The following is a 26,861-nucleotide window of genomic DNA, read 5'->3' as shown; positions in this document are numbered from 1 at the left end:
ATTTTTCTATTGGATTAGCTGCTTTTATATTTTTTTTAAAATTTTACATAAGCTTGTCGATTTCCATTTTTATATTGTCGGACAATCCTCCAAATACAATTTGAACACTATTTCCTTTTTTTAATATACCACTAGCACCCAGATTTTTGAAATAAGCATCTGATTTAATGAATTCTATTTGTTTTAGATTAACTCTTAGTCTTGATGCACATGCATCAATGTACGTAATATTATCTTTTCCTCCAAGGCCTTCTAATACTTTTGAAGCGGTTTCTGATAAGCTTGTTTTTTCTGAACTCATCATATCTTGTTCCATCTCTTCATCTTCTCTTCCTATTGTTTTTAGATTGAATTTCATGATTGCGAATTTAAATATAAAGTAAAATCCAATAAAGTAGAAGATTCCTAAGATAGGAATTGCTATCCAATTTGTTTTGCTATTTCCCTGAAGTATTCCAAATAGGAACATGTCTATAAATCCTCCAGAAAATGTTAGTCCAACTCCTACGTTTAAAAGATGTGTTAAAAGATATGCTAACCCAAAAAGAGGGACATATATAAAGTAATAAAGAGCTGGTGCTGCAAAAAGGAATGCAAATTCAAGAGGTTCTGTAATTCCTGTTAACATTGATGTAAAGCTAGCAGATAGTAGTAATGAAGCCACGTTTTTTTTATTTTCAGGTTTTGATGTATGGTACATAGCAAGCGCAGCACCAGGTAATCCAAAAATCATAACAACAAATTCTCCGCTAAAAAATCTTGTTCCTTTTGCAACTTCAAAGTGTATAGTATTAGGATCTGCAAGTTGCTTGAAAAATATATTTTGTGCTCCTGATATGAGTTCTTCATTTATTTCTAATGTTCCTCCAACAGCTGTTTGCCAAAATGGCAAATAAAATATATGGTGAAGTCCAAATGGAATTAAAGATCTTTTTATTGCTCCATATGCAAATGTTCCAAAAAGTCCGGATTGTTCTACAATTCTTCCAAACGAATTCATTGCACCTTGGATAAAGGGCCAAGTAAATGTTAAAAATATTCCTACTACAAACATTGTTATTGTGGTTATGATTGGCACAAATCTTGTGCCTCCAAAAAATGCTAAAAATGTAGGCAATTGAATATTGTGGAATCTGTTATGAAGAAACACAGCAACAAATCCGGCTACCAGCCCTCCCATTACGCTCATTTGAAGTGAGAATATTCCAAGTACATTTGTATATTCCTGACTTTTTGCAGTTGCAACTGTTTCAGGCATTCCTAATTCCAATAGTGCTTTTAAGCTTGCGCTTTCTGGTGTAATTCCTTGTATGTATAAGATTCCATTTATAGTTTGATGCATAACCAAAAATCCTACTACCCCCGCTAAAGCAGCTGTTCCTTTTTCTACTTTAGCAAGTCCGATTGGAATTGCTGCTGCAAACATTAAGGGCAGGTTGGCAAAAATTACTTCTCCTGTATATTTCATAAGATAAAGTATTGAGTTAGCCACAGTTCCTTTTCCAAGGACTTCCTCTAATCCATAAGCCTGAATCATTGTTTCATTGGTAAATGCTCCCCCAATTCCCAATAAAATTCCGGCTGCTGGTAAAAGTGCTATTGGAAGCATGAAGGCTTTTCCTATTTTTTGTAATATTGTAAATATAGATATAGATGCTGATGATGTTGACATAATTTTCCCCTTTTTATTAAGTGCAAATTAATTAATTAAAATAATTAATTTGAATAATACGCTTAATATCTTAACAATATTTTTTAATCTTGTAAATATCAGTATTGAATAAATGCTAATACATTAAATTGCTGTTTGTAAAATTTTGTATTTTTAGAAAACATTAAAGATTATTTTCAATTTAATTTCATATCCTTTATTATTAAAGCATTAGTTGTAATTTTTGTTTCCATTGAAATTATTTTAAATTAAATTTAAGAATAAATTAGATCAATTTGAATTAAGAATGTTGTTATAATGCTAATAATCAGCAATTAGCATTATAAAGCTAAATTCCGATCAAATATTTATAGATTTCACTAGTTTTATCAGAGTAATCTATGGGTAGTTTATTGTCGCCATCTCTGATATTTGGATTAGCACCTTTTTCTATGAGTGATTTAATAAAATTTAAATCATATTTTTGAATTATAGCATTATGAAGAGCTGTTTGAGAACTTTGATTTGTTAAATTAATATTAAATTCTTTTGTTATTATATAATTTATAATATTTTTTGCTTTTACATTTATAGCATAAGTAAATATTGGATTGCCGTTAGAAAATATTGTATTTAATGAAAAAATATTATTATTTTTTGATAAAAATTCTTTAAAATCATCAAGTTTATCATTTTCAGTTAAATTTTGTAGTTGCTTTTTTTTCTCAATGTATAAACCATATTCTTTTTTGATTTTTATTGTCTTAAGAAAATCATTTTTATTCTCTTGCAAGTCTATGTAATAAGGGCTGGTCTCTATATTATTTTTATAATATTCTATGGGAGTGATAATGTTTTTTTCATCAAGATAGTAAACGTTTATTAGTTCTTTAAAGTGTATAGTTTTATTTTTTGGGATTAGATTAAATCTAACTTTATAGCTTTCAAATTTTTTAAAGGGGATTAAATTATAATTTTGATCGTAAAACAGTAATTCTGTTATTTGTCCGTTTGCATTTTTTATAACAGGAATAATATTCCCATTCTCATCAATGCTTATTTCTGTATTTTCTCCATTTAGAATAGGTAATTTATATTTATTATAGAGAGGAATAATAATGTCTTTTATTTGTTCTAATCTTTTTTTAATTTCTAAATCTGTTGCTTTAACGTAATTTTTATAATTTGTTTGAATTTCATAAGAACTTTTTCCTATGTTTTTGGCATATTTATCAAAGCTAGCATTAAACACTGTATATATTGGATCAAATTTTGACATCAATTCCATTCTTATTGGTACTGGAAAATTTAGTAGGTATTTTTGAAAAAATTGTTCGTTTATTTTATGTATTTCAAGAAATTCTTTTTCAAAAATATTAAAATCTTGCAATAACTGCTTTTCAGTGAAGTAATAAGATAAATTTGAGCTAATAATAAAAAGAGTAAAAAAAGTTAAATAATATAAAAAGTATAAATTTTTTAATTTATCTCTGATTTTATTTCTTAAGTTTTTATTGAAAATTGTAAAAGATAGAAATCCAATAACAAGGTACCCAGAATATAGAAATATTTTGTTTAGCATGTAATAACTCATTTTACATCCTTTTAAAGTTTATTTTTAAATTATATCAAAATATTTATATATTTTTATTTACTTTACTTTATTTTGTTAAAAGCATACAATTAAGGCATTAAATGAAGAAGTTTTTAATTCCTATTTATTTTTTATTGTTTTGCGGTTGTTCAACGATCTCTTTGGTTAAAATACCGGAAAAAGATAAAATAAATCTAACTATTTTATCATCTTTGATGAATTATCCTGATTTGAAGATTTCAAATTTTAAAATAAAAGACTACAAACATTTATATCATTCATCTGATTTTGAAAGTTTAAGTGATACTAAAAATAGTGCTTATATTTACGTTGATGAATCTAATTTCAATAATAATATTAATTTTATTAAAGATCTTTTTATTTATAATAAGAAATTATATAGAATACTTATTGCTTACAGCTTGACTCAAGGCGCATCTTTTAAGGCAGAAGTTTTATCCTATCTTGAAAAACAAAAAATTATGAAAAATTTTTCGTTGAAAATAAATTTCCCAACTGCTAAAAAATTTATGGACAATAAGTATTGGATTGTAATTGCAAAAACCCATTTAGATTCTCTTATTAAGAGTAAAAATTATTTAGTCTTGGCTAATGTAAAGATGGAATATATACTCAAAAAGTTTTCAACTTAAGAAAGCTTTTTAATCTAGATCCTCAAATATTTTTTTAATTTGTTCTTTTTTTTCAAGTTTATATTTTTCCAAATCAAGAGCTATTGATTCTTTAATTTTATCTGTATTATGAAGGTAAATGTTGGCTTTTATTTTTTCTTTTGTGTTTTTGATTTTTAAAAATTTTTTACTTTTTTTTATTTTATCTATTTTGCTAAGATAATTAAGTATACTTAATTTTAAATAAATTGTATTTTCAGTTACTTGAAATTCTTTTGCTATTGTTTTTTGGAGGCACTCTCTAGATTTATATTGAGACAGTTTTAATTTTAATGTGGTTGTTGGAACTAATATGTTTGCTGCAAATATGTTAGCTTCTGTTGCCATTTGGCTATCTTGAATATCATTATAATAATTTTCATTTTTAGATAGATTTTTAATTTGATCTTTATGCATCAAATAATGTCCCAAGTGTTTTGCTATTGTAAATCTTTTATTTTCAAGACTCATGTTTTCATTTATATATAAAGACTTTTCATTTAATTGAATATATCCTGAAAAATCTTTATGTTTATCTTGAAAACTTATTTCAAAAATTTTCAGATCTTCTTCCATAGCAATTTTTATTATAGGAACAGGAATAAGCAATATTTTATGTTTTAATATTATATAATCCGAATAGACTTTAGAATTTTCAATATAAGAACTGAATTTGTTTTCATTCATTTAATATAAATACTCTCCTTTTTGTATTGTATAATATAAGTTAATTATGAAATATAGTTTTTCTTTGATTTTAATGGTTTTTATTTGCTTTTCTTGCAAAATTTTAAATATTGCCGAAGATTTAGAAAAGAATTTTGAAAAAATTGAAAGAGCAGATTATTTTCTGTATTTTTATCCAGACAGTCAAATTTACATTAAAAAAGATAAATCGAGCAACAAATTTACTGTTTTTTTAAATGTTATGCTAGATTCAAATTTAAATTTTACTAAAGGCTATTTGAAATTAATTAAAGACAATAAATATATTGGAAGTATTGCCATTTCTAAGGTAGTTAGCATTGGAAATTTTAAGTTTTTGTACATTAATCTTGATAAAGATAATTTTACCCTTATGTCAAAAGCTTTAACTCCTTACGAAAAGCTAGTCTTTTTATTTAACGAAGATTCTTTTCAGGTTTGGACTAAGGATACTTTGCAATATGATCCAAGATTTATTGATGTTAATTTCAAGAATACAAAAAATACTTTAGAATATGCATTTAAAAACAAAATTTTATAAAAAAACTCACATATTATTGACTTTCTTGAAAATTTTAAAAAAATATTTATTAATTTTTAATTTAATGTTTTTAACATTGTCTTGTTCTACAATCTATTTTGACGGTATTCCTGAATTAAAAAAAGATTCCAAATATATTAAATTAATTCAAGAGAATAATAAAATTTCTTTAAGACATTATTTTACTATTTCTAATACTTGGAATTTAAGGTACAAAGAGCCTTTATTTTTAAAAGTTGAAAATGATATAATTGCTTTATTTCTATTTAATCGTCACAAGCTCATTGATCATAAATATCTTCAAACCTTTTTTAGCGTTGGAAAAGATATTTCTTTAAAAGCTTATTTAAAGCTTATTAAAGCTAGAAAATTTGTTATTACAAATAGTTCTGAAAAGATTATTAAAACTATTGTATTTTCAAACTTGCCTGACAGTGAAAATATTCTTCTTCAGAATAATATGCTTAATAAGATTCAGTAGATCTTTAAAAAGAATTAAAAGGCCAATGGTTATTATTGAAAATATTTTTAAACAATAAAAGGAAGGTTTTATGGGAAAATATGTAAAAGGTTTATTTTTTCAATTTAAAAACAGTGATATCAACTATAAAAGGGAAATTTTAGCAGGTATTACTACTTTTTTGAGCATGTCATATATTATAGCTGTTAACCCAGCAATATTATCTAACACAGGCATGCCAATTGATGCTCTAGTTACTGCAACCTGCCTAACAGCAGCATTTTCTACCATATTAATGGGAATTTATACTAATACACCTTTAGCGTTAGCTTCTGGAATGAGCTTGAATGCGTTTTTTGCATTTTCTGTGGTAATTGGCATGAACATTCCTTGGCAAGTTGCATTAGCCGCTGTTTTTATTGAAGGACTAATTTTTATTCTCTTATCCTTTTTAAGAGTAAGGGAACAAATTATAAATTCTATTCCAATAAATCTAAAATATTCTATTTCAGTTGGAATAGGACTTTTTATTGCTTTTATTGGCTTTGTCAACGGAGGAATTATCATTAAAAACGATGCTACGTTGGTTGGAATTGGCTCATTTATTGACTTAAAAGTTTTATTTACATTTTTAGGATTATTTTTTATTGTAATTTTTGAACAATTAAATGTACGAGGAAGCATACTTTGGGCAATTAGTATAGTTGCTCTTACAACTTGGATATATGCAATATTTAATTTAGAAGGTGCCAAATCTATTGGAATACATCTTCCTAATGGAGTTGTAAAATTTGAATCCATTAGACCAATATTTAATCAATTGGATTTTTCTTATATTTTGAATGAACATTTTTGGACTTTTATATCAATAGTTTTTATTCTATTGTTCAATGATTTATTTGACACTGTGGGTATTTTAATAGGCGTTACAACAAAAGGCGGCATGTTGGATAAAAATGGAAAAATTCCTAATGCAAAAAAAATATTGTTGGTAGATGGCATTGCTACTACTTTTGGAGCAATAATGGGAGTTTCTACTGTTACTACTTACATTGAAAGTTTTACGGGAATTGCCGAGGGTGGAAAAACGGGCCTTACTTCAATTGTAACTGGATTATTATTTTTATTTGCAGTTTTTTTTGCTCCCCTGTTTGTTGCCGTTCCTCCTAGCGCAACTGCTGCTGCACTAATATATGTAGGATTTTCAATGTGCAAAGAAATATTAAAAATTGATTTCTTTAATATTAGAGAAAATATTTCTAGCTTTTTAATATTTTTTTTGATTCCTTTAACTTATAGTATTTCTTCAGGATTTTTTGTTGGAGCAGCATTTTACATTTTAGTAAATGTATCATTTAATCTTTTTAGTAAAGAAAAGATTAAGATTTCTCCTATATTGTTAATATTGTGCTTAATTTTTATTATTAAATTTATTTATGGCTATTAATTTTTTCATAAAATTCAATTTATCACCACATTTTAAAGTAGATTGAATCTAATAAATAGCGTTGGTTTTATTTTTGATATAAAATAAAATTTGAGGAGTAATTTGTAATGAACCAGTCTAAAGAAACATTATTATTTCAATTTAAAAATAAAACCATTGATTATAAAAAAGAAATTATAGGGGGTATTACTACTTTTTTAAGTATGGCATACATAATAGCTGTTAATCCAGCAATATTATCTAGCGCAGGAATGCCAATTGGCGCACTAGTTACTGCAACTTGTTTAACAGCAGCATTTTCTAGTATATTAATGGGGCTTTATACTAATACACCTATTGCACTAGCACCAGGCATGGGCCTTAATGCATTTTTTGCATTTTCTGTAGTAATTGGAATGAATATTCCTTGGCAAGTTGCATTAGCTGCTGTTTTTGTTGAAGGGCTAATCTTTATTATACTGTCTTTATCAAGAGCTAGAGAAAGCATTGTAAATTCAATACCAGTAAATTTAAAATACTCTATTACGGTTGGAATAGGGCTTTTTATTGCTTTTATTGGCTTTGTCAATGGAGGAATTATTATTAAAAATGATGCTACATTGGTTGGAATCGGATCACTTATCAACTTGAAAGTTTTATTTACATTTTTGGGATTATTTTTTATTGTAATTTTTGAACAATTAAATGTACGAGGAAGTATACTTTGGGCAATTTGCTCAGTTACTGCCATATCCTGGGTATATGCAATCTTTAATCCAGAAAGCGCAGTTGCTGCTGAAATACGTTTCCCAGACGGAATTTTAAGATTCGAGTCTATTAAGCCAATATTTAATCAATTAGATTTTTCCTACATATTAAGCAAGCATTTTTTAAGCTTTATTACAATTGTATTAGTATTATTGTTTAACGATTTATTTGATACTTTGGGTACTTTAATAGCAGTGGCAGCAAAAGGTAATATGTTAGACAAAAACGGGAAAATTCCTAATGTTGGTAAAATATTTTTAATTGATGCCATTTCTACTACTGTTGGAGCAATAATGGGTGTTTCAACTGTAACCGCATACATTGAAAGTTGCACAGGAATAGAAGAAGGTGGTAAAACTGGACTTACAACAATAGTAACGGGAATAATGTTTTTTATTGCAATATTCCTTTCGCCATTATTTACTGCTGTTCCTCCTAGCGCAACTGCTGCTGCACTAATATATGTAGGATTTTCAATGTGCAAAGAAATATTAAAAATTAATTTCTCTAATATTAGAGAAAATATTTCCAGTTTTTTAATATTTTTTTTAATTCCCCTAACATACAATATCTCTTCGGGAATAAGTATTGGAATAATATTTTATGTTTTAATAAATGTAATCCTTAATTTATTGGAAAATAAAAAAAATAAAATCTCTCCAGTAATGATAATACTGTGTCTAATTTTTATTATTAAATTTATTTATATTCATTAACTAATTTGCTTATTTATAAAAATAATTTAAGATTTGCAATTTCAAAAAATTAAATTATAAATCGTGAAAAAAAGAGTTTTATCTTCAAAAGATTTAATCTATTGATAAACTTTATATAATGTCAAAACCGTTAAAGCATTCAAAAATCAAAATTTTACAATCTATAAAAATTGCTCCCCAATTTTGTTTATATTTAGAATACTTAAATTTAATTTATTAACAGATTTTGAAATAAGTTTTATTCTTCAAAGAATAACTTAAAGTTAAAATCATTTAATTCTTATCTAAATTGAATTTTAAGAAATTTTTTAGAAAATAGAAAAACAAAAAGCCAAGAAATCTTTCTTGGCTTATATTGACTTTATTTTTCCAGTTATTTTTTTTAAAACAAATTAATCTTTATAATATTGATCTTTATTAAGGTTTTTTTGGAGTTTCTGCCACAACAGGACTTGTAAGCTGTTTAACTGAATTAGTTAGCATTCCTTTAGCTTCTGTTGACAAGCTTTCTACTGCTTTAAATAACTTTTCAAGCTCCTCAGCACCCTTAGTTTTATCTCCATTTGTCCTTAAAATAGCTTTTTTTGCATCATCATCACTAGCATCATGTTTACCAAGATCTGTGTGATTGGTTTCTAGTTTTTTAGTAAATGCTTCGGAACATTCCTTAGCTTCTTTGATTCTTTCCTTTAATTCTTCATTGTTCAATGCACCTAATTTTTGTGTTATTACGGTTGATATTGTATAGATTCCTGATAGCAATGATCCATTCTTACCTGCTTCATTCCCCAACCCATTATTTTGCTGTATTTTTTTACCAATAGCTTTAGCAAGTTCATCTATGGATGCAACCAAAGCTTCAACCTCTTTCACAGCTAGTACAACTGCATTAGAATCTGTAATTTTTTTACTTATTTCTGTAAGATTAGGCCCTTTAGCAGACTCATCAGCAGAATTTGATGCATTCCCATCTTTCCCTGAATTATTACAAGATATAAATAAAAATAAAGTCATTAATATCGCACTTAATGTATTCTTTTTCATTATTTTGTGCCTCCTTTTTATTTATGAATTATTAGTTCAACAATTTTGCTTTTCAATTTTTTATATAAAAAAAATAATTTTTCAAGATCAATATTTTAAATAGTTTTTCAATAAATCAACTTGAAAAACTATTTAAAATATTACAAATATTTTGCCTTAATTTAATTTTAAAATCGACATAAGCAAAGCCAAATATGCTAAAATTAAATGGAATGTGATTTAATAAAAAAACTTCTAATTTATTTTAAGGACTTGTATGATGAATGCTCGGGCAATACTTGTATTAGATTTTGGATCCCAATATAGTCAACTAATTGCAAGAAGAATTAGAGAAATTGGCGTTTATACAAAAGTAATGCCTTACCATACCCCTGTAAGAGAAATTAAAAAAATGAACATCGCAGGAATAATACTAAGTGGGGGACCTGCTTCTGTTTACTTAAGAGACGCTCCTACCTTAGACATGGAAATTTTTAAATTAAAAATACCTGTTTTGGGCATATGTTATGGAATGCAAATAATTGTTAAATTATTTGGAGGCCTAGTATCTAAAGACTCTAAACAAGAATATGGAAGCTCTGAAATCTTTATAAAAGATGAAAAATCTCTTTTATTCTCAGAACTTCCAAACGAATTTCAAATTATTATGAGTCATGGAGATAGCATTGAAAAAATTCCCGATAATTTTAAACAGCTAGCATTTACAAAAAATTGCATTGCCTCCATATCAAATGAAACTCAAACAATCTACGGTTTGCAATTCCATCCAGAAGTAACTCATTCTGAATTTGGCGATCAAATACTTAAAAATTTTGTTTTTAAAATTTGCCAAGCTCAAACTAATTGGTCATTAGAAAGCAATATAGAAACCATTGTGAAAAAAATTAGGCTTAAAGTTGGCAGCAAAAAAGTTATTTTAGGGCTTTCTGGTGGCACAGACTCTTTAGTTTGTGCATTACTTATAAAAAAAGCTATAAAAGAAAATTTGATCTGCGTTTTTGTAAACACTGGGTTGTTGCGCAAAAATGAAGATAAAAAAATACTAGAGCTAAAGCATCAATATAATTTAAATATAAAATACATTGATGCCTCTGCAAAATTCTTGAACCATTTGAAAAATATAAGTGATCCTGAAGAAAAAAGAAAAATAATAGGAAAAGAATTTGTAGAGGTTTTTGAAAAAATTACTCTAGAAGATCAAAATATAGAATATTTAGCTCAAGGAACAATTTATTCTGACGTAATTGAATCTAAATCAAAAGATAGTACTTCTTCAAAAATCAAATCTCATCATAACGTAGGGGGACTCCCAGATAAGATGAGCTTAAAACTTTTAGAACCTTTGAATGAATTTTTTAAAGATGAAATAATTCAAATTGGAATAAATCTAGGCATTAAAAAAGAAGCTCTTTATAGACACCCGTTTCCAGGCCCAGGACTGGCCATAAGAATAATTGGAGAAATAACGCAAGAAAAGATAAACATCTTACAAGAAGCAGACAACATTCTAACAGAGGAGCTTTTTATAAATGATTTATATTATAAAATAAGACAAGCATTTGTTGTATTGCTGCCCGTCAAATCTGTAGGCGTAATGGGAGATCAAAGGACATACGAATACACAGCTGTCATTCGATGTGTAAATACAGAAGACTTCATGACTGCAGAATGGACTGAGCTTCCTTATAGTTTTTTAAAAAAAGTTTCTTCAAGAATAATAAATGAAGTTAGAGGGATAAATAGGGTTTGCTATGATATATCTTCAAAGCCCCCATCAACCATAGAATGGGAATAATAAAAACAATAAAAAGGAAAATTTATGACAAACAAGATAATAAAAGAAGCTTTAACTTTTGATGATGTGTCTTTGATTCCCAGGAAATCATCTGTATTGCCTAGTGAGGTTAGCTTAAAAACACAATTGACAAAAAATATATCCTTAAATATACCATTTTTAAGCTCAGCAATGGATACTGTTACAGAAAGCCAAATGGCAATAGCCATTGCTAAAGAAGGTGGAATAGGAATTATACATAAAAATATGTCAATAGAAGCTCAAAGAAAAGAAATAGAAAGGGTAAAAACATACAAAACCCAAAAAACTATTAACACCAATAAGGATTCAAACGAACAAAAAACCAAGATATTTGCAGCAAAACAACATCTAAAAGAGCCTGTTTTATGTAAAAATGCAGAACTCAAAGAAGATTTTCCTAATGCATGCAAAGATTTGAATGGTAGGCTAAAAGTAGGCGCTGCTGTTTCCATTGATATTGACACCATAGAACGAGTTGAAGAGCTTGTAAAAGCAAATGTAGATATACTTGTCATAGACTCTGCCCATGGACATTCTACAAGAATAATAAAGCTTGTAAAAACAATTAAAAACAAGTACCCAAATTTAGACCTTATTGCTGGCAACATAGTAACTAAAGAAGCCGCATTGGATTTAATCAATGCAGGGGCAGATTGTTTAAAAGTAGGAATAGGTCCGGGTAGCATATGCACAACAAGAATAGTCGCAGGGGTTGGCGTTCCCCAAATAACAGCAATCTTAGATGTTTATGAAGTTTGTAAAAATATAAATATTTGCATTATAGCAGATGGCGGAATCAGATTTTCAGGAGATGTGGTTAAAGCCATCGCAGCAGGAGCTGATAGCGTAATGATAGGCAATCTCTTTGCAGGCACAAAAGAATCTCCCTCAGAAGAAATAATTCACAATGGAGAAAAATTCAAATCTTACGTTGGAATGGGCTCTGTTTCTGCTATGAAAAGAGGCTCTAAATCAAGATATTTTCAACTAGAAAACAACGAGCCTAAAAAATTAGTCCCTGAAGGAATTGAAGGCATGGTGCCGTATTCTGGAAAATTAAAAGATATTTTAACCCAATTAAAAGGTGGCTTAATGTCTGGAATGGGTTATTTAGGAGCAACCACAATATCTGATTTAAAAATCAATTCTAAGTTTGTAAAAATAAGCCATTCTTCATTAAAAGAATCCCATCCTCACGATGTTTTCAATATAACATAAATATAGAAAAATCTTTATCAAATTAAATAACATCTTTAAAGGATTAAAACATTGCATTCTTCTTTTTAAGAAATAAAAATCTTAGTAGAAGAGGAATAATGAAAAATATAATACTGTCTTCTGTTCTTGAAATACTTTTTCTAGCATTTACTTTATTGAAATATAATAACTCTAAAATGATTAAGTTAAAAATAAGAAATGAATTCTTAATCGAAGAATTCATTTCTTATTTTTGTTTATAGCCAAATCAAAAGATCTAGCCTATAAACTATTTACAATTAAAAATTAATTTTTAGAAAAAAAATAAATCATTTAATTGGTTTTATTTCAGATAAATTAAATCTTTCTGAAATATTTGGTTCCCAGCCCTTCCACTTATCGTTTCTAAAAAGATAACTAGAAGAAGTTATATTAAGAAATACAGCTGGAAAATCTCTTTCAATTATTATTGCTTCTGCTTTTTTTAGAATTTCCTGTCTTTTTAAAATATTTCTTTCATGATCTGATTTTACTAAAAGCTGATCATATTCGGAATTTGAATAGCCATAGGATGAAAAAGATGTATTTTCAGTTTTAAAGATACTTAAGAATGTCATAGGATCAGCATAATCTCCTGACCATCCTGCCCTTATTATTTCATAATTACCATTTACCCTGCTATTTATATACGTTGACCATTCTTCATTCTCAAGCTGGACATCAATATTTAAGTTTTTCTTCCACTGATTTTGAATAAATTCAGCAATTTTCTTCTGGCTATCATTTGTATTATACTTTACCTTAAATAAAGGGAAATTTTTACCATTAGGATATCCTGCATCCGCCAAAAGCTTCTTTGCTATTTCAGCATCAAACAAACTTAGATTGCTTTTATAAGAGTAATCAATATAATCCGGAGTTGCTCTTCTTGTAGGAATAGAACTATCATTCAGAACGCTCTCTGTTAAAGTTTTTCTATCAATAGCAAGAGACAGCGCCTTTCTAACTTTAACATTGTCAAGAGGCTTTACTTTAATATTTAAAGAATAAAAAGAGGTTGAATTAGTCCCTATTGAATAATAATCGTCTCTAAGCCTAAGATCTTTAAGTAAATCTGGTGGAACATTCTTAAAAATTGCATCTAGTTCATCATTTAAATACATATTATAAGCTGTAATGCTATTATCTGCGACAAAAAATATAATACTGTCAAGAACAATATCTTTAGAGTTATAATATTTATTATTCTTTTCAAGAACAATCTTTTCATTTAAAACTCTAGATTTTAATTTGAAAGGGCCACTAACAACCATATTCTCAGGATCTGTCCACCTTTGTCCATACTTTTCAATAACGTGCACTGGTACAGGAACAAATGTTTGATGTACTAACATATCAAGAAAATATGGCTTTGGAGTCTTTAGCGTTATTTCTAAAGTTTTCTCATCAAGAGCTTTAATTCCAAGATCAGACTCATTTGCTTTACCGTCAAAATACTCTTCTGCATTTTTTATAACAGACTTAATCATGTTAACATAAGATGCTCCGGTTTCCTTATCTAAAATTCTAAGATAAGATTTTCTTATTCCCTCGGCAGTAATGGCAACTCCATCGCTCCAAACAAGATTATCTCTTAAATGAAACGTATAAACTACTCCTTCATCAGAAATATCCCAACTTTTAGCAAGCCCTGGCCTGTATCCTCCAGTCCTTGGATCTCCATCTAAAATGCCAAGAAACATTTGACTTACAATTCCTGATCCGACCGTATCATTTATTAATTGAGCATCTAAAGTAGCAGGTTCACTTCCAATATTTAGTTTAAAAGCCAATTTACTTCCATTACTTTCATTAACACAAGAAATAAATAAAATTAAATTGAGAAATAATACAAATTTTAACTTCTTTATCAATATTTTCATACAAGCATCCTTACAAGTTTTTATAAATTTAAATTTTGCCTATATTTTATTATATATTAAATATAATTTCATATTAACATTATTAAAAACACTTAAATTATTCTAAACATAAAGTATTTATATTTTATGTTTTATATTTTATGTTTTATGTTTTATGTTTTATGTTTTATGTTTTATGTTTTATTAAAATAAAATATAATATACATTTCAATTTTCAATTTTTATCTGGGCATATTTCAGTGATTTTAATATTAAATTTTTCTAAAACAAAATCAGTATTTTACATTCAATAAACAAAATAATTGATCTTGTATTAAAAAAATTATAATTTTTTATTGCTTTCTCTCCAATAATTATTAAACATATAAAAAATAATTTTCAATTCCATTATTTATCTATTTATAAATTAGATTTATTATTTTTAATAAAAAAAAAATTAATATTGAATTTTAAAAAATTAGAATTAAATTTTAAATTAAATTTCATATTTAACACTTCCTTTGTGGCAATAAAAGTTCTTATAAAGAACTTTCTTGCTTTTAAAGCGCCTTTAAAGAGATTAAAAACTTATCTTACATAAGATAGCGCAATTTGCCAATAATGCTAAACAAATACATTAACCAAGGAGCATTAAAACAATAATTTAAAGATTAATAAATATTTGAAAAATAGATAAAAATTGGAAAAATCTATTCATAAAAATAAAAGAATTCTACTTTTATGGGTCTTGGAAACAATTTTTTAGTCCCTAAAATAGCCTTATAAGAATTTTTAAAATGCTTATAATATTAATGAAAAACAGCAAATAAGCAAATAATTTAAAAAACAAACTTTTATAAATCTAATCTTTTCAAAAAAATGATATAAAGAAATAATAATTAATTTATTAAAAATTGTTTGCAATGATTTAATAAAAAATATATTATTATGTTCACTAGTCTGTAAATTTTTTATCAAAGGAGAGGGATATGAGATTATATCAAAATCAATTAAAATTTTTAAAATTGTTGGTATTTTTTTTATTAATATCTTGCGCTTCCTTAAACGTTGAGCACGATCAGTTTGGAAAAACATTTAGAATATACCAAAGTTTAAATAAAAATGCAGAACTTAAAGGGATTTTTAATTATAAAATAGGAGCAACTAAAATAGTTTTATATACAAGGTTTAGAAACCATAGTATAACAGAGCAAACTCCTTTATTACTGCCAGATGGAACTAAAATCGAGGGAAAAATAAGCTACAAAAGAGATAATAACCATTTTTTTGGCAACTGGATTAATTATTCCTCATTTGTTTTATCCAAGTCTTTATTGGAAAAGATGATTAAAGAAGAAGATGCCTCTTATAAGAACAATGAAGTTAAAATTAAAATTGGATTAGAAGATTTAATCCTGAAAAAATATAAAATTTTGGATTTCTTAGTAATGATTGAATCAATTGAAAATAAAGATTATACAAATTAATTTGTATAATCTTTATTGGTTTTTCATTTCCAGTTTAAAATAAATATTTTATTGTAAAATAGAATTGATATAAACAATATATAAGTTCTACTTTAATCATTTGTAACAATGACAAAGGCTACCACAAGGTAGCCAACTTATTATTCTAATCAAACAACAAGAGCGAGACATTGCATCTCAATCTATATAGATTATTATATAGTATTTTATTTTTTTGTAAAGTGTTTTTGAAACATTTTTTGAATATGGTATTACTTTATAAGTTCAAAATATTATTTTTTGTTTTTTAAATTGTCATATTTATTTTTAATATTTGTAAGTAGTTTTTGATTATCAAAATATAGCTCTTTTAGTAAAAAACTTACAAAGTTTGTATCTGATTTATAAAAATTAAAGCTTTTTTCATCATCAATTTTTACCTTAAAGGACCTATTTAATATGCTTTTTGAGTTAGATATAATTCCATTACTTTCTAAAAATTGTATAGCATAATACATTCCCTTTTTTAAAATTAATTCGTAACTAATTTTACCACTGTCAATCCCTATTGCCAGTTTCATATACCTATAAACACTAGTTTTTGCCATATTATAATCTTTTAAAAAATTGCCAAAACTTTTATATTTATCTATAACGTAATATTTATTGTCGTTAATTTCTTTTAAGATTCGGGCTGTTTCAATTTTATTGTAAGATTCCTCTTTTATCAAAATTTTTAGTTTTTCTTTCAATTTTAAGTATCTAGATTCTCTGTTTTTTTTAATTTCATTTCCATTGATTTCAACCCTTTTAACAATTTCTATTTTTTTATTTAATTTCATAGTTTATTTTTGCTCCATTGTATGCTTTCAAATTAGTTCCATATGGAACTGTTAGTTCCATATGGAACTAACAGTTCCATATGGAACTAATTTGAAAGCATACTTAGAAAATTTTCAAGTATATTTTCATAAGCTTTATAATAGTCCTCATTAGAATTAAAGTCTTCTCTGTAAAAAATAGTTTTACGTAAACTATCTCTTTTTGGAACACTTCCTAAAAACTTGCCTTTATATTCATGTTCAATAAACTTTTTAAGCTCTTTGTCAATATTTTGTCTTTCAATAAATTTAGTTATTAAGTAAAATACCGGCAAATCCTTTCTAAAAAGATCATGTAATCTGCTAGTTATTAGGTCCAAACTTTCAATTGCCCACTGATCTGTTGGTAAGGGTATAATTAAGTAATTTGTGATGATTAAGCTATTGTTGAGCAAACTTCCCAATGTAGGTGCCGTATCCATTATAATAAAGTCGTATCTGTTTTGAATAAAGCTTAAAAAAATTTTAAGCAAATTTTCTTTTAATGAAATACTTTCTTCATTAAATTTGCTTAAGTTTATGTGACTTGCTATGAAATCTGTATTGTTGCTTATTTTGATTATCGAATTTTCTATGTCTATCTCTTTTTTAAGAACTTTATATATATTAATATCTTTTGGACTAATATTTTTTTTTCTTAAGATATTAATATAAAAACTTGTACTACTTGCTTGTGGATCTAAATCTATTAATAATATTTTTTTGTTTTTTTTTGAGAGTATGTTTGTAAACATTAATGATGTTGTACTTTTCCCTACTCCTCCTTTTATTGATGCAATTGTTATTATTTTTGGGTTTTTTTTATCCAATTCAATATTCCTTTGTTACTTTCATATTTCTTACTATAAAACTTATGTATTTCTTCTTCAATTTTTAGAGTTCTTTCTAAAAGAGATTTATAAAAAATTTTATTTTTATTTTTATTTTTGGTAAATATATATAAGCTTCTTAAATAGCAAAAAACACTTCCTTTTTTGAATTTGAATTCCATATAAAATATCTTTTTTAATCTTATGGTTTTTTTTGTTCCTTTTTCCGAATAGCTTATAATAAATGGCTTTGGAAGGTTTATAAAACCATAAAAAATTCCTAAAAATTTGTCATTTTCTTTTACTGAAAATAAATGAAAACTTTCGTATTTTTTGTTATTGAAAACATTTCTAAGGCATAGCCAAAATTTTCCTTTTTTTGGTTTTGCTTCAAAATTATTTATCATACTAAAAATTTTAGTATGATAAATAATTTTGTTCTCTGATTTTTCAATTTTGTTAAAAAATTTTTTTTTTGTTTCTTTATTTTCCATTAGATTTTTTTGACTTTGCTTTGTGATTTTCTTTATCATCTTTTTTTTCTTTTATTAGAGTTTTCATTAATACAATAGCATTTTTTATATTATTTGATGTACTAATTTGTTCTTCATTTTCATATTTTTTGTTTCTTCTAATTTTATTTTTAATTTTAAATTCTTTTATTAGTTCATTAAAATCCGTATTTTTGTGTTTTTTTGCCATAAACCATACTTTTTTTTTCTTTTGTTCTAGAGTTTTTTTGAAGAATTTTATTATTTTTGTTTCTTCATATTCATATAATTCTTCCATAAAATCTTTTAGGTTCCATAGTGAATTCTTGTAACTTGTGATGTTTTCTGTGATTTTTTTTATTTCTTCTAGATTTATTTCTTTTGATTTTTTTTTAATTTCTTTTTCTAAGAAGTTTATGGTTTTTTTTATGTTTTTTTTTCTAAAAGAATCCTTAGAATTCTTATAATTTTTACTTATATTATTACTTAATACATGTGAAGTTATTTGATATGAAATTTTATAGTTTTGAGATTTTTCTATTATTTTGATTTTTTTTAGTTGTTTGTTTTTTGATTTTTCATATTTTGTTTTTTTATTAATAAAATATGCTGTACTGATAATTTTTTTAGCTAATTTTTCAAGGGTTTTGTTTATTGTGTAGTAAGTAAAACTTCCATTATTTTTTCCAAGTGGATTAAAATGACTTTTAATTAATCCTAAATTTTCAAAAATTTTTATGTCATTTTGTATTGTTCTTTTAGTAACCTTTTTAAATCCTTTTTTTCCCAATATAGAATTTGTCATTGATACAACATTTCTTAGAGAATATTTTTTTTTAGATATAAAGTAGTTAGCGCTTAATTTTTGAATGACCCAAAATATTTTCAATCTTCGGTCTACTACTTTATTGAAAGGCATCTCGTTAGTTTTTATTTGATACATTTTAAGCTCCTATCGTTTGATCTTTTATTGCATTAAGCACTGAAATTAATAATAATACATTTATTTAAAAAAGTAAAGTTTTATTAGTGAATTTGCAATCAAGTATGCAAGATTCAAAAAGTTAAAATTTATGCCTGCTTGATTGCAAATTTTTTATGCAATGATCCACTTCTTTTAAAAATTTTAAAAGAAGTGGTTTATATATTTCAAATGTGAATTCGCCCTTTTCTCCATAGGATTTTAATTTTAAAGTAATATCATTTTCAATGTTTTTTGTCAGCTCTATTATTTTTTGTGGGCTTAATACTATATTTAATGTTTCTTTTATTGTTTTTGAATTCTTTAAAGTTCTCACGGGAGGCTCAATTTTTAATTTTCTATCATTCTCATCATAAATGGAGTTTAAAAAGCGTAGTTTATCAGAGTATAAGCTTAAATTTAAAAACAGGATATTTAAATTTTCACATGGGTAATAATTTGCTATAACAAATGTTTCGTAAGTTTCTGAGGCGGTATTAGATTTTTCAAATAATTTTGGAATTTTCATGCTGTATATGTAATAATCTTCTATTTCATTATATTCTGTTTTAAGCTCTGTTTTTTCAATTTCAATTTTTCTATTATCAATACGTTTTTGCAAAATATTTTTAGATATTTTCATTTCTTTGTCAAAATCTGTTATATATGCTAAAATATATTCCTTATTAAATTTTATGCTATGTGATACATTCCAATTGTCCTTAAAGTCAATGTTAATATATTTCCCCGAACTTTTATCGTAAATATAGGTTAATAGATCTCTTGAATTAGCCAATGAAATACTAATAATGCTTTTATTAAAGCTTGATTTTACTTTGAGCTCTGCTTTATGTTTTAAATAATTAATTTTTTCTTCATTTATTAAAATGCTTTCAGGATTTATTTGTAATCCTTTTTTCTTGATGTAGATATTGACTTTAAAATTTTCTTTTTCTGTTAAAGGGTTATATACTCCCACAATAGATATTTTATTGTCATAATTTCTGCTTATTATTGAGTCTTCTTGAAATTTTAGTTTTCCTAATTTATGACTTTTATCATGTAGATTAAAATTACCATTTGGGATGGATTTGCAACCTAAAATTAATAAAAATAAGGAAATGTTTTTAAGGTATTTCATTTTTTGTTCCTTAAGTGATTTTATATAACTGTATAAATTTAATTCTAGTGCAAGAATTATATTCTTTTTGATTTTAATTATTAAAGAATTTGTTATACTTTTTATGTAAGCTTTTCATTAATATTAATATATTTTAGTATATTTCATGAGAAATTTTAGATGAAAAAAAATTTTAATTTTATTTTTACCTTTATTGTTTTTTTATTTTCATGTAATATTAGTGTTCCTTCAATTTTTATTAGATCTTTAGATGAAGCAATAAAAATTGAGATTGGTTTATATGAACCGTTAGGAAATGGCAAATTTAAAACCGGCATTCATACTAAGGATTACTTTGATTCTATTAAAGATATTAGTTATTACTCTTATTTTTTTATTTTAGATAAATTTAGTAATAATATTATAATGAAATTGGCTTTAAGTTCTAAAAAAGCAAGCTTATTAACCTATGATTTTGGTATTTTTTTTGATCATAAATTTAAATTAACAATTTCTAATTTAAATTCAAATGAACCTGAATTTAACGTTATTAATAGCTTTAATAAAAAAATTACTTTAAAAAATAGTATCAATAGCAATATTCAGAATTTTGCCACTATTATTTTTAATTTGGATGATATAAAAGCTATTAATCGGGACTTTGAAGTCAAAAATTATGTTGAAGATCTTAATTCTTCTACTAATGAATTTATATATTTTTTTGATAGTTCTGAAAATTTCGATTTAAGAGAGTCTTACATTACTATTTATTATTATGTCCTTAAAGCAATTGAAAAATTTTTACAATAAATAACCTAATAAAAAGGTTATTTATTCGTTTTCTATTATTTTGAATTTTTCCCAAGGTTCTATTTTTTCAAGCAGATATATTTCGTCATTAACTATTTTCCCAACTACGTTTACAAGGCCATTATTTGGGGTATCTTTTAGTGCTATTTGAAGTTCTCCTGCATAACCTAAATATTCTGAAGAGTCTATTAGGATGTCTCCTTTTTTGATTTCATTTAGGGAATGCACAGGAAATTTTTTATTGTTGTAGTATACTCTTGGCATGGTTGATCGAATTCTATAAGAATTAATATCTCCTCTATTAAAATGTAAATTTTCAAGTATTATTTCTTTTTCTACTGAAGTTGCTTTTGGATTTAGGTCTGCTTTGAGCTCTAAAATATTTCTGTTTACTTTTGATACTTTTTTTAGTTCTGTTTCATTTGGAAAACAATTAGAAATTAGGACTGTATCTATTCCTTCTTTGAAAAGATCTTTTGTCTGGGTTTCTATATCTTTAAATCTGTGTGATTCTAGTGTAGGAGCACCTTCTTTTTCTTTCCCTCGTGTGCATTCTTCTGCATTATTAGAGCTAATAAATGCAGCTGTTGGGATTGAATAATGTTTAAATATTTTTGTTGTTTCTTTAAAGAAAGTTCTTGAAAGTCCTGTATATTTGTGAGGATAAAAATTATGACATCCAAGTAAATTTTTTATATTAGGCTTAAAATACATTATTGTGTCAATATGTTTATTTATATTGCTTATATTAAGTTGAATCTTAAGGTCAGAGTCGTTAAAAGTCATTAATGATTCTTCAATGCCTGTGAATGTATTGTCCAATCTAATTGCCCAAGCACCAAGCTTTTTGAAAAAATCCAGTTTTGGACAATTTTTAAGATTTGAAAGATCAATTTCCAATTCTTTGAAAATTTCAGTACTTACATCAATAATAGGTTTCATCCCGTTCTTAATTGCAATGCTAAGCAATTCTTTAAATATGTCAAATTCATTTCCGTTAATATAAAGCAAAGAGGTAAATACTTGGGTAAATCCAAAATGAGCACTTTTCTCAAGATATTCGATAATTTTATTTTTAGAGCTTACATTAGGGTATATGGATATTCCAATTTCTTTCATTTTAACCTTCCTTAAACAGAATTTTTATTCTTAATTGCATTAATTGCAAGTTGTAATACTTTTTCTCCATTCATTGTTCCATAATCGATTGTGTTAATTATTTCGATTGGAATTCCTTTCGGTTTTGTTATTTCTTCAAGTCTTTTTTTATTAAATCTTGACTGTGGTGCAAGCAAAACAACATCAAAGCGGTCAACAACTTCGCTAAGTCGTGTTTCAGCAATGGCCTCAATTGTTGCATTTATATTGTTTGCTTTGGCATATTTTTCAATTCTTTGCACCAGCATGCTTGTGGACATTCCAGCTCCACATACAAGTAGTATGTTCATATTTCCTCCTAGTTTTTTATTTCATTTATTATTTTGTAAACATTGATTAATTCTTCAAAAATGCTTAATTCTGAAATTGCAGACATTAAATGATCTTCGGCATGAATTAAAATAAAAGGCGTTTTAACAGAGTTTGGATTAGTGACTGATTGATGTATTATTTCCCTGTGTGCTTCATGAGCCTTTGCAATAGATTTTTTACTTTCTTGTATAGAAAGCTCTGCTTTGTCATATTCTTTATTTTTAGCATATTCCAAGGCTTCTCTTAGAAAGCTTTTAGCCTCACCAGAGTAAGCTACAACAGGCATGCTTATTTTATCTATTAATTCTTCTATGTTATATATTTTTTTATTCATGTATAAAATATTCTCCTTTTATTTATAAATAAATAATTAATATTATTTAATAAATCTTATAATTATTATATTATAAGATTTATTTAAAATAAATAATTTTATTATATATATCTATTATAAGGATTTTATTATAATTAATATTAATTATAATATATTATAATTAATATTATAAGTTGTTAATTATAACTTTTAATTAGTTTTTATTGGAGGATGGTTTTCATGAGTTTTCAAGATTTTATTGAAACGACTTTAGTTCCTGTTGCTAGTAAAATTGGTTCTAATAGATATTTAATTGCTTTAAGAGATGGCTTTACTTTTTCTATGCCCTTTTTAATAGTTGGTTCTTTTATTTTACTTTTAGTTAATTTACCCCTTACAGATTCTGCAACATTGTTATATCAACAGTGGTATGTTGATTTAATGGCCAAATATAAAGGTAATCTTGTTCAGCCATTTTATGTAAGTATGGGTATTATGTCCATATTTGTTGTTTTTGGTATTGGTTATAACTTATCTAATCATTATAAACTTAGTGGGATTACAGGGGGATTCTTATCTCTTTATACATTTTTAATTTTAGCTGGACAATCAGATTGGATACCTTACGGTGGAGATGCTGCTAAATGGGGAATTCAGCCTAATTCATGGTTTCCTGTAATTGATGCAAGATATTTTAGTGCTCAAGGAGTATTTACGGCTATTATTGCTGCTATTTTTTCTGTTGAAGTTTATAAATTTTTAGTTCAAAGAAATATGGCAATTAAGCTTCCAGAGTCTGTTCCGCCTGCTGTTTTAAAATCTTTTGAAGCTTTAGTTCCCGTTATTGTACTTTCAATTATAGCTCAAAGTGTTAATATTGCTATTCAAAGTTCGGTAGGAAGTCTTTTCCCTGAAATAATTATGAATATGTTTAGGCCTGTTTTGCAAATTAGCGATACTTTAGTTGGGACTTTAACAATTTCTTTTATTGTTCATATATTGTGGTTTTGTGGTCTTCATGGTACCAACGTTATTATTGCTATTCTTAATCCTATAATTTTGTCAAATCTTGATTCTAATATTAGGGCTCTTTCTGACAATCTTCCACTTCCTCATATTTTAGCGGGAGGATTTCTTGATTCGTTTGTTTATATTGGTGGTGCTGGTGCAACTTTAGGGCTTGCTATTGCTATGATGCTTGGCAAATCTCAACATCTGAAGGCCATGGGCAGACTTTCATTTGCGCCCGGTCTTTTTAATATTAATGAACCTATTATGTTTGGGGCACCAATAGTTTTAAATCCTATACTGGGTATTCCTTTTTTATTTATTCCTATATTTAATATAATTGTTGCATATACTCTTACTAATTTTGGAATTATTGAAAAGGTTAGAACTCTAGTTCCATGGACAACTCCTGCTCCTATTGCGGCTTTTTTTTCTACAGGACTTGATATTAAATCGTTTGTTCTGGTTTTATTATTATTGATTATTTCGGTATTTATGTATTTGCCCTTTATCAAAGCATATGATAAGTCTCTGCTTTTGCAGGAAAAAGAATAAGGAAATTTTTTTGGAATTGCTATTACAAAATTTGTGATAAAAATATCAGAGAGCTATTTATAAATAGCTCTTTTTTAGGAAATAAAAGAATTTATTTAAAATTTGAATTTTGTTGTTTTGTGCTTTAAATTAACAAAAAGATTGACCTGTGTGAATCGAACGAATATTTTTTTTGTTTATTATGCTGTAGTACAATATTGTATAATTAAATTTAATATATAAGTATGTTTTTTGAAAATCAGAAATTTTTTACTTAGCTAAAGATTTTAAACTTGGTATAATTGAATTAATATGCCCCCAAAAGTGAAGATAAAAAATGATTTTGAAATATTTAGAAAAGAATTAGAAATTCTATATAAAAAATATCTTAATAATGAGCTTTCGTATTTAAAATTGAAAGAAAAAATAAAAATTCTTGCAGAGAATCACAAAGCCATTCTTTTTAGAAAAGATAAATTTACAAATCGTTCAATAATATTAAATCTTTCAAAAACTCGTAAAATAATTAAAGAATATATTAATCTTTCAGTGATTGAAAGGATTAGAAAAGATAATACTTTTTTATTTTTTTGGAAATCAAGAAAAATAAAAGAATTAAAAAATATAAGAATTAAGGACCGGAAAAAAATAGAAGAGTTGATATTTTTAAATCAAATGAATAATGAGAAACCTTATTTCCAATATTTTATAGATTTGTTTGTAACTCCAAAATGGTTAAATGATTATGCACATAAATATAAGATTGAAAAAATTAATAGTTATAGAAAAGAACAGATATTTGTTAAAATTAATTTAAATACCTATATTGAAATAATTAAGCTTTTATTAAATCAAAACCGAGATATTAGGTTGAAATTTTATGGAGTTTTAATGGCAATAGGTCGTCGTCCTGTTGAAGTAATGAAACTTTCTCAATTTTATATCGCAGATAAAAATCATATTCGTATGGAATTTATTGCAAAAAAGCGAGAAAATAATATTATTAATGAAGTTGTTTTTCCAGTTTTTGCAGATCCTGAATTAATAATTAATTCTATAAAAGAAATACGCTATATGGAACAAACAGAGAATCTTGCTAAAGAGCTAATCTCTTCAAATCTTACATACAGTTACAATAGATTGTTTCGTCAAATTTTTAATAATATTTTTGCTCCTGAAGAATCTGTATATTTTTGCAGAGCTATTTATTGTAAATTTTCTTATCTTGCATTTGCTCCCAAAAATATGGAAATGAATTATTGGATAACAAAAGTTTTAGGACACGAACCAAACGATATAACAACAGCCTTTCATTATAATCGGTATGTTTTAGATAATTTAGATGATAAGGCAGATAACAACCTATTAACATTGCTTAATCAAAGAATTTATACATATGTTAGACGTAAAGCTACTTATTCTACTCTTACAATGGATCGTTTAGAAAGTTTGATAAAAGAACATCATATATTTGATGATAATTATATTAAAACATTGATTGTAATTAAAAATTTGATGTTGAAGGATAATTTAGAAATTTTAGCAATGGTTAGGGGATTGAATGTTAAAATTCGCAAAGCTTTTAAAGCTACATATGGATACAATTATAACTATATAAAACTTACAGAATACTTATCAATAATTTTTAATTATAAGCTATAGTTTTTGGTTTTTAAAATTTTAGGCATTATAAATACATTTATGGAATATTAGGAAATATCTTATTAATAAGATATTATATAATTGATATGAAAATAGGTCTTAGCTATTTTTTTAAAAAAATTTTAAAATCTAATGAAAATAGAACGATTTATATTTCTTATCTTTATGATAAGTTAACCTCAGTTAAGCCATCAGGAGATTGGCTTAAAATTTATTTTAAAGATTCTAAAAGAGGCAAAAAATATTTTATCCTTTTTAATAGGAATGGTTCAAATGGTAGTTTTATTTCGTGTAGTTTTTTAAAAACAAGTTGTAATTGTGGTCTTGATATTAAATTTTCTGATGGCAATTTGAATATTTTTTGTAGAAACAGAAAGTCTTTAGAGTTTTTGAAATTTAAAGTAGAGCATTTTTTTAGAGCTACTGTGCCTTGCTCTAAAAGCAACAATTCTGGTGTTAACAATATTAAAAAACCAAAGAATAAAAAGGTTAAGGTGCTTGTTAAAAGAAAGATAAGCTCTAATAATAAATTTTAAAGTTATTAAATTGAAAAGGATAATGTTCATCTAAAATTATTTTTTCAATGTTTTCAATGTTTGAATACTTATTCCCATTTTTTAATAATTTTTCAAATTTTTTCATTTGTTCTTTAGTATTAAAAAAAGCTACAACTTCTACCCTCCCATCGTTTAGATTTTTTACAAATCCTTTTAGTTTCATATTATTTGCTATTTGCTCTGTGAAAAATCTAAAACCAACACCTTGTACTTTGCCAGAAATAAAATATTGCTGTTTATACATTATTACCTTCTTTGTATAAAATCTATCCAATAGAAAAATTTAAAA

General features: G+C 25.9%; 27 protein-coding genes. 13 read left to right on the top strand and 14 right to left on the bottom strand.

The window, feature by feature from the left end; all coding sequences use genetic code 11:
* Positions 1 to 43: 43 nt before the first annotated feature.
* Both Bmayo_RS04400 and Bmayo_RS04395 read right to left on the bottom strand, forming a co-directional pair.
* Positions 44 to 1,672 (bottom strand): PTS transporter subunit EIIC, encoded by a 1,629-nt coding sequence (locus tag Bmayo_RS04400; RefSeq protein WP_075552536.1) that lies wholly within the window; start codon positions 1,670 to 1,672, stop codon positions 44 to 46.
* Between the two features lie 328 nt (positions 1,673 to 2,000).
* The gene (locus Bmayo_RS04395; protein ID WP_075552535.1) at positions 2,001 to 3,245 is read right to left on the bottom strand and encodes an ankyrin repeat domain-containing protein; all 1,245 of its coding nucleotides are present in this window, start codon (positions 3,243 to 3,245) and stop codon (positions 2,001 to 2,003) included.
* A gap of 101 nt (positions 3,246 to 3,346) precedes the next feature.
* On the opposite strand from Bmayo_RS04395, the gene Bmayo_RS04390 reads away from it, so the two are divergent.
* Entirely contained in the window at positions 3,347 to 3,898 is a 552-nt protein-coding gene (locus Bmayo_RS04390) for a hypothetical protein (protein ID WP_075552534.1), read from the top strand.
* A gap of 9 nt (positions 3,899 to 3,907) precedes the next feature.
* Here Bmayo_RS04390 and Bmayo_RS04385 read toward each other — a convergent pair whose 3' ends face one another.
* Entirely contained in the window at positions 3,908 to 4,603 is a 696-nt protein-coding gene (locus tag Bmayo_RS04385; protein ID WP_075552533.1) for an ImmA/IrrE family metallo-endopeptidase, read from the bottom strand.
* Between the two features lie 46 nt (positions 4,604 to 4,649).
* On the opposite strand from Bmayo_RS04385, the gene Bmayo_RS04380 reads away from it, so the two are divergent.
* The 4 genes from Bmayo_RS04380 (at position 4,650) to Bmayo_RS04365 (ending at position 8,532) form a co-directional block, all read left to right on the top strand.
* The gene (locus tag Bmayo_RS04380) at positions 4,650 to 5,162 is read left to right on the top strand and encodes a hypothetical protein (RefSeq protein ID WP_075552532.1); all 513 of its coding nucleotides are present in this window, start codon (positions 4,650 to 4,652) and stop codon (positions 5,160 to 5,162) included.
* Complete coding sequence (locus tag Bmayo_RS04375) at positions 5,137 to 5,643, top strand: hypothetical protein (RefSeq protein ID WP_075552531.1); 507 nt, start codon at positions 5,137 to 5,139, stop codon at positions 5,641 to 5,643. The genes Bmayo_RS04380 and Bmayo_RS04375 overlap by 26 nt, the downstream gene beginning before the upstream one ends.
* Positions 5,644 to 5,713: 70 nt before the next feature.
* On the top strand, positions 5,714 to 7,069 hold the full coding sequence (locus Bmayo_RS04370) for an NCS2 family permease (protein ID WP_075552530.1): 1,356 nt from the start codon (positions 5,714 to 5,716) through the stop codon (positions 7,067 to 7,069).
* Between the two features lie 107 nt (positions 7,070 to 7,176).
* Positions 7,177 to 8,532: an NCS2 family permease gene (locus Bmayo_RS04365; RefSeq protein ID WP_075552529.1), complete on the top strand. Its 1,356-nt coding sequence runs from the start codon at positions 7,177 to 7,179 to the stop codon at positions 8,530 to 8,532.
* 417 nt (positions 8,533 to 8,949) lie between these two features.
* Here Bmayo_RS04365 and ospC read toward each other — a convergent pair whose 3' ends face one another.
* Positions 8,950 to 9,576, bottom strand: coding sequence for an outer surface protein OspC (gene ospC / locus Bmayo_RS04360; RefSeq protein WP_075552528.1), 627 nt, complete (start codon positions 9,574 to 9,576; stop codon positions 8,950 to 8,952).
* A gap of 259 nt (positions 9,577 to 9,835) precedes the next feature.
* Here ospC and guaA point away from each other — a divergent pair, with 259 nt between their 5' ends.
* The 3 genes from guaA (at position 9,836) to Bmayo_RS06995 (ending at position 12,852) form a co-directional block, all read left to right on the top strand.
* The gene (gene guaA / locus Bmayo_RS04355; protein ID WP_075552527.1) at positions 9,836 to 11,371 is read left to right on the top strand and encodes a glutamine-hydrolyzing GMP synthase; all 1,536 of its coding nucleotides are present in this window, start codon (positions 9,836 to 9,838) and stop codon (positions 11,369 to 11,371) included.
* A 24-nt stretch (positions 11,372 to 11,395) separates the two neighbouring features.
* Positions 11,396 to 12,610 carry an inosine-5'-monophosphate dehydrogenase gene (gene guaB / locus Bmayo_RS04350; protein ID WP_075552526.1) on the top strand — a complete coding sequence of 405 codons (1,215 nt, stop codon included), beginning with the start codon at positions 11,396 to 11,398 and terminating at the stop codon, positions 12,608 to 12,610.
* Between the two features lie 98 nt (positions 12,611 to 12,708).
* A complete protein-coding gene (locus Bmayo_RS06995) occupies positions 12,709 to 12,852 on the top strand; it encodes a hypothetical protein (protein ID WP_193402201.1) in 144 nt (47 codons plus the stop codon).
* Between the two features lie 66 nt (positions 12,853 to 12,918).
* Here the strand turns inward: Bmayo_RS06995 and Bmayo_RS04345 are convergent, their stop codons facing one another.
* Positions 12,919 to 14,511 carry a peptide ABC transporter substrate-binding protein gene (locus tag Bmayo_RS04345; RefSeq protein WP_075552525.1) on the bottom strand — a complete coding sequence of 531 codons (1,593 nt, stop codon included), beginning with the start codon at positions 14,509 to 14,511 and terminating at the stop codon, positions 12,919 to 12,921.
* 968 nt (positions 14,512 to 15,479) lie between these two features.
* Between Bmayo_RS04345 and Bmayo_RS04340 the strand changes: the two genes are divergently transcribed.
* Complete coding sequence (locus tag Bmayo_RS04340; protein WP_075552524.1) at positions 15,480 to 15,977, top strand: oligopeptide permease-like protein; 498 nt, start codon at positions 15,480 to 15,482, stop codon at positions 15,975 to 15,977.
* 272 nt (positions 15,978 to 16,249) lie between these two features.
* Here Bmayo_RS04340 and Bmayo_RS04335 read toward each other — a convergent pair whose 3' ends face one another.
* From Bmayo_RS04335 to Bmayo_RS04315, 5 genes are all read right to left on the bottom strand, one after another.
* Complete coding sequence (locus tag Bmayo_RS04335; RefSeq protein ID WP_075552523.1) at positions 16,250 to 16,798, bottom strand: chromosome replication/partitioning protein; 549 nt, start codon at positions 16,796 to 16,798, stop codon at positions 16,250 to 16,252.
* Positions 16,799 to 16,884: 86 nt separating this feature from the next.
* Entirely contained in the window at positions 16,885 to 17,646 is a 762-nt protein-coding gene (locus tag Bmayo_RS04330; RefSeq protein WP_075552522.1) for a ParA family protein, read from the bottom strand.
* Positions 17,622 to 18,140, bottom strand: coding sequence for a DUF226 domain-containing protein (locus Bmayo_RS04325; RefSeq protein ID WP_075552537.1), 519 nt, complete (start codon positions 18,138 to 18,140; stop codon positions 17,622 to 17,624). Before Bmayo_RS04325 ends, Bmayo_RS04330 begins: the two co-directional genes overlap by 25 nt.
* Positions 18,130 to 19,080: a plasmid maintenance protein gene (locus Bmayo_RS04320; protein ID WP_075552521.1), complete on the bottom strand. Its 951-nt coding sequence runs from the start codon at positions 19,078 to 19,080 to the stop codon at positions 18,130 to 18,132. Before Bmayo_RS04320 ends, Bmayo_RS04325 begins: the two co-directional genes overlap by 11 nt.
* 121 nt (positions 19,081 to 19,201) lie before the next feature.
* The gene (locus Bmayo_RS04315; RefSeq protein WP_075552520.1) at positions 19,202 to 20,239 is read right to left on the bottom strand and encodes a hypothetical protein; all 1,038 of its coding nucleotides are present in this window, start codon (positions 20,237 to 20,239) and stop codon (positions 19,202 to 19,204) included.
* Positions 20,240 to 20,398: 159 nt separating this feature from the next.
* Between Bmayo_RS04315 and Bmayo_RS04310 the strand changes: the two genes are divergently transcribed.
* The gene (locus tag Bmayo_RS04310; RefSeq protein WP_075552519.1) at positions 20,399 to 21,028 is read left to right on the top strand and encodes a hypothetical protein; all 630 of its coding nucleotides are present in this window, start codon (positions 20,399 to 20,401) and stop codon (positions 21,026 to 21,028) included.
* Between the two features lie 21 nt (positions 21,029 to 21,049).
* On the opposite strand, the gene Bmayo_RS04305 is transcribed toward Bmayo_RS04310, so the two are convergent.
* From Bmayo_RS04305 to Bmayo_RS04295, 3 genes are read right to left on the bottom strand one after another with little or no spacing between them, the layout of a single operon-like run.
* Complete coding sequence (locus Bmayo_RS04305; protein ID WP_075552518.1) at positions 21,050 to 22,147, bottom strand: alpha3-beta1 integrin-binding protein; 1,098 nt, start codon at positions 22,145 to 22,147, stop codon at positions 21,050 to 21,052.
* A gap of 11 nt (positions 22,148 to 22,158) precedes the next feature.
* Positions 22,159 to 22,476, bottom strand: a complete 318-nt coding sequence (locus tag Bmayo_RS04300; protein ID WP_075552517.1) for a PTS sugar transporter subunit IIB — start codon at positions 22,474 to 22,476, stop codon at positions 22,159 to 22,161.
* Positions 22,477 to 22,484: 8 nt separating this feature from the next.
* Positions 22,485 to 22,832, bottom strand: coding sequence for a PTS sugar transporter subunit IIA (locus tag Bmayo_RS04295; protein WP_075552516.1), 348 nt, complete (start codon positions 22,830 to 22,832; stop codon positions 22,485 to 22,487).
* 219 nt (positions 22,833 to 23,051) lie between these two features.
* Here Bmayo_RS04295 and celB point away from each other — a divergent pair, with 219 nt between their 5' ends.
* The 3 genes from celB (at position 23,052) to Bmayo_RS04280 (ending at position 26,551) form a co-directional block, all read left to right on the top strand.
* Entirely contained in the window at positions 23,052 to 24,374 is a 1,323-nt protein-coding gene (gene celB, locus Bmayo_RS04290; RefSeq protein ID WP_075552515.1) for a PTS cellobiose transporter subunit IIC, read from the top strand.
* A gap of 291 nt (positions 24,375 to 24,665) precedes the next feature.
* Positions 24,666 to 26,015 (top strand): telomere resolvase ResT, encoded by a 1,350-nt coding sequence (resT, locus tag Bmayo_RS04285; RefSeq protein WP_075552514.1) that lies wholly within the window; start codon positions 24,666 to 24,668, stop codon positions 26,013 to 26,015.
* An 86-nt stretch (positions 26,016 to 26,101) separates the two neighbouring features.
* A complete protein-coding gene (locus Bmayo_RS04280) occupies positions 26,102 to 26,551 on the top strand; it encodes a hypothetical protein (protein ID WP_075552513.1) in 450 nt (149 codons plus the stop codon).
* Here Bmayo_RS04280 and Bmayo_RS04275 read toward each other — a convergent pair.
* Positions 26,535 to 26,816, bottom strand: coding sequence for an acylphosphatase (locus tag Bmayo_RS04275; RefSeq protein ID WP_075552512.1), 282 nt, complete (start codon positions 26,814 to 26,816; stop codon positions 26,535 to 26,537). The genes Bmayo_RS04280 and Bmayo_RS04275 overlap by 17 nt on opposite strands.
* Positions 26,817 to 26,861: the final 45 nt, after the last annotated feature.

It is taken from the genome of Borreliella mayonii, assembly GCF_001945665.1.
Classification (GTDB): domain Bacteria; phylum Spirochaetota; class Spirochaetia; order Borreliales; family Borreliaceae; genus Borreliella; species Borreliella mayonii.
Note: the sequence above shows the minus strand (reverse complement) of the source record. Positions and strands in the feature narration are given on the sequence as shown.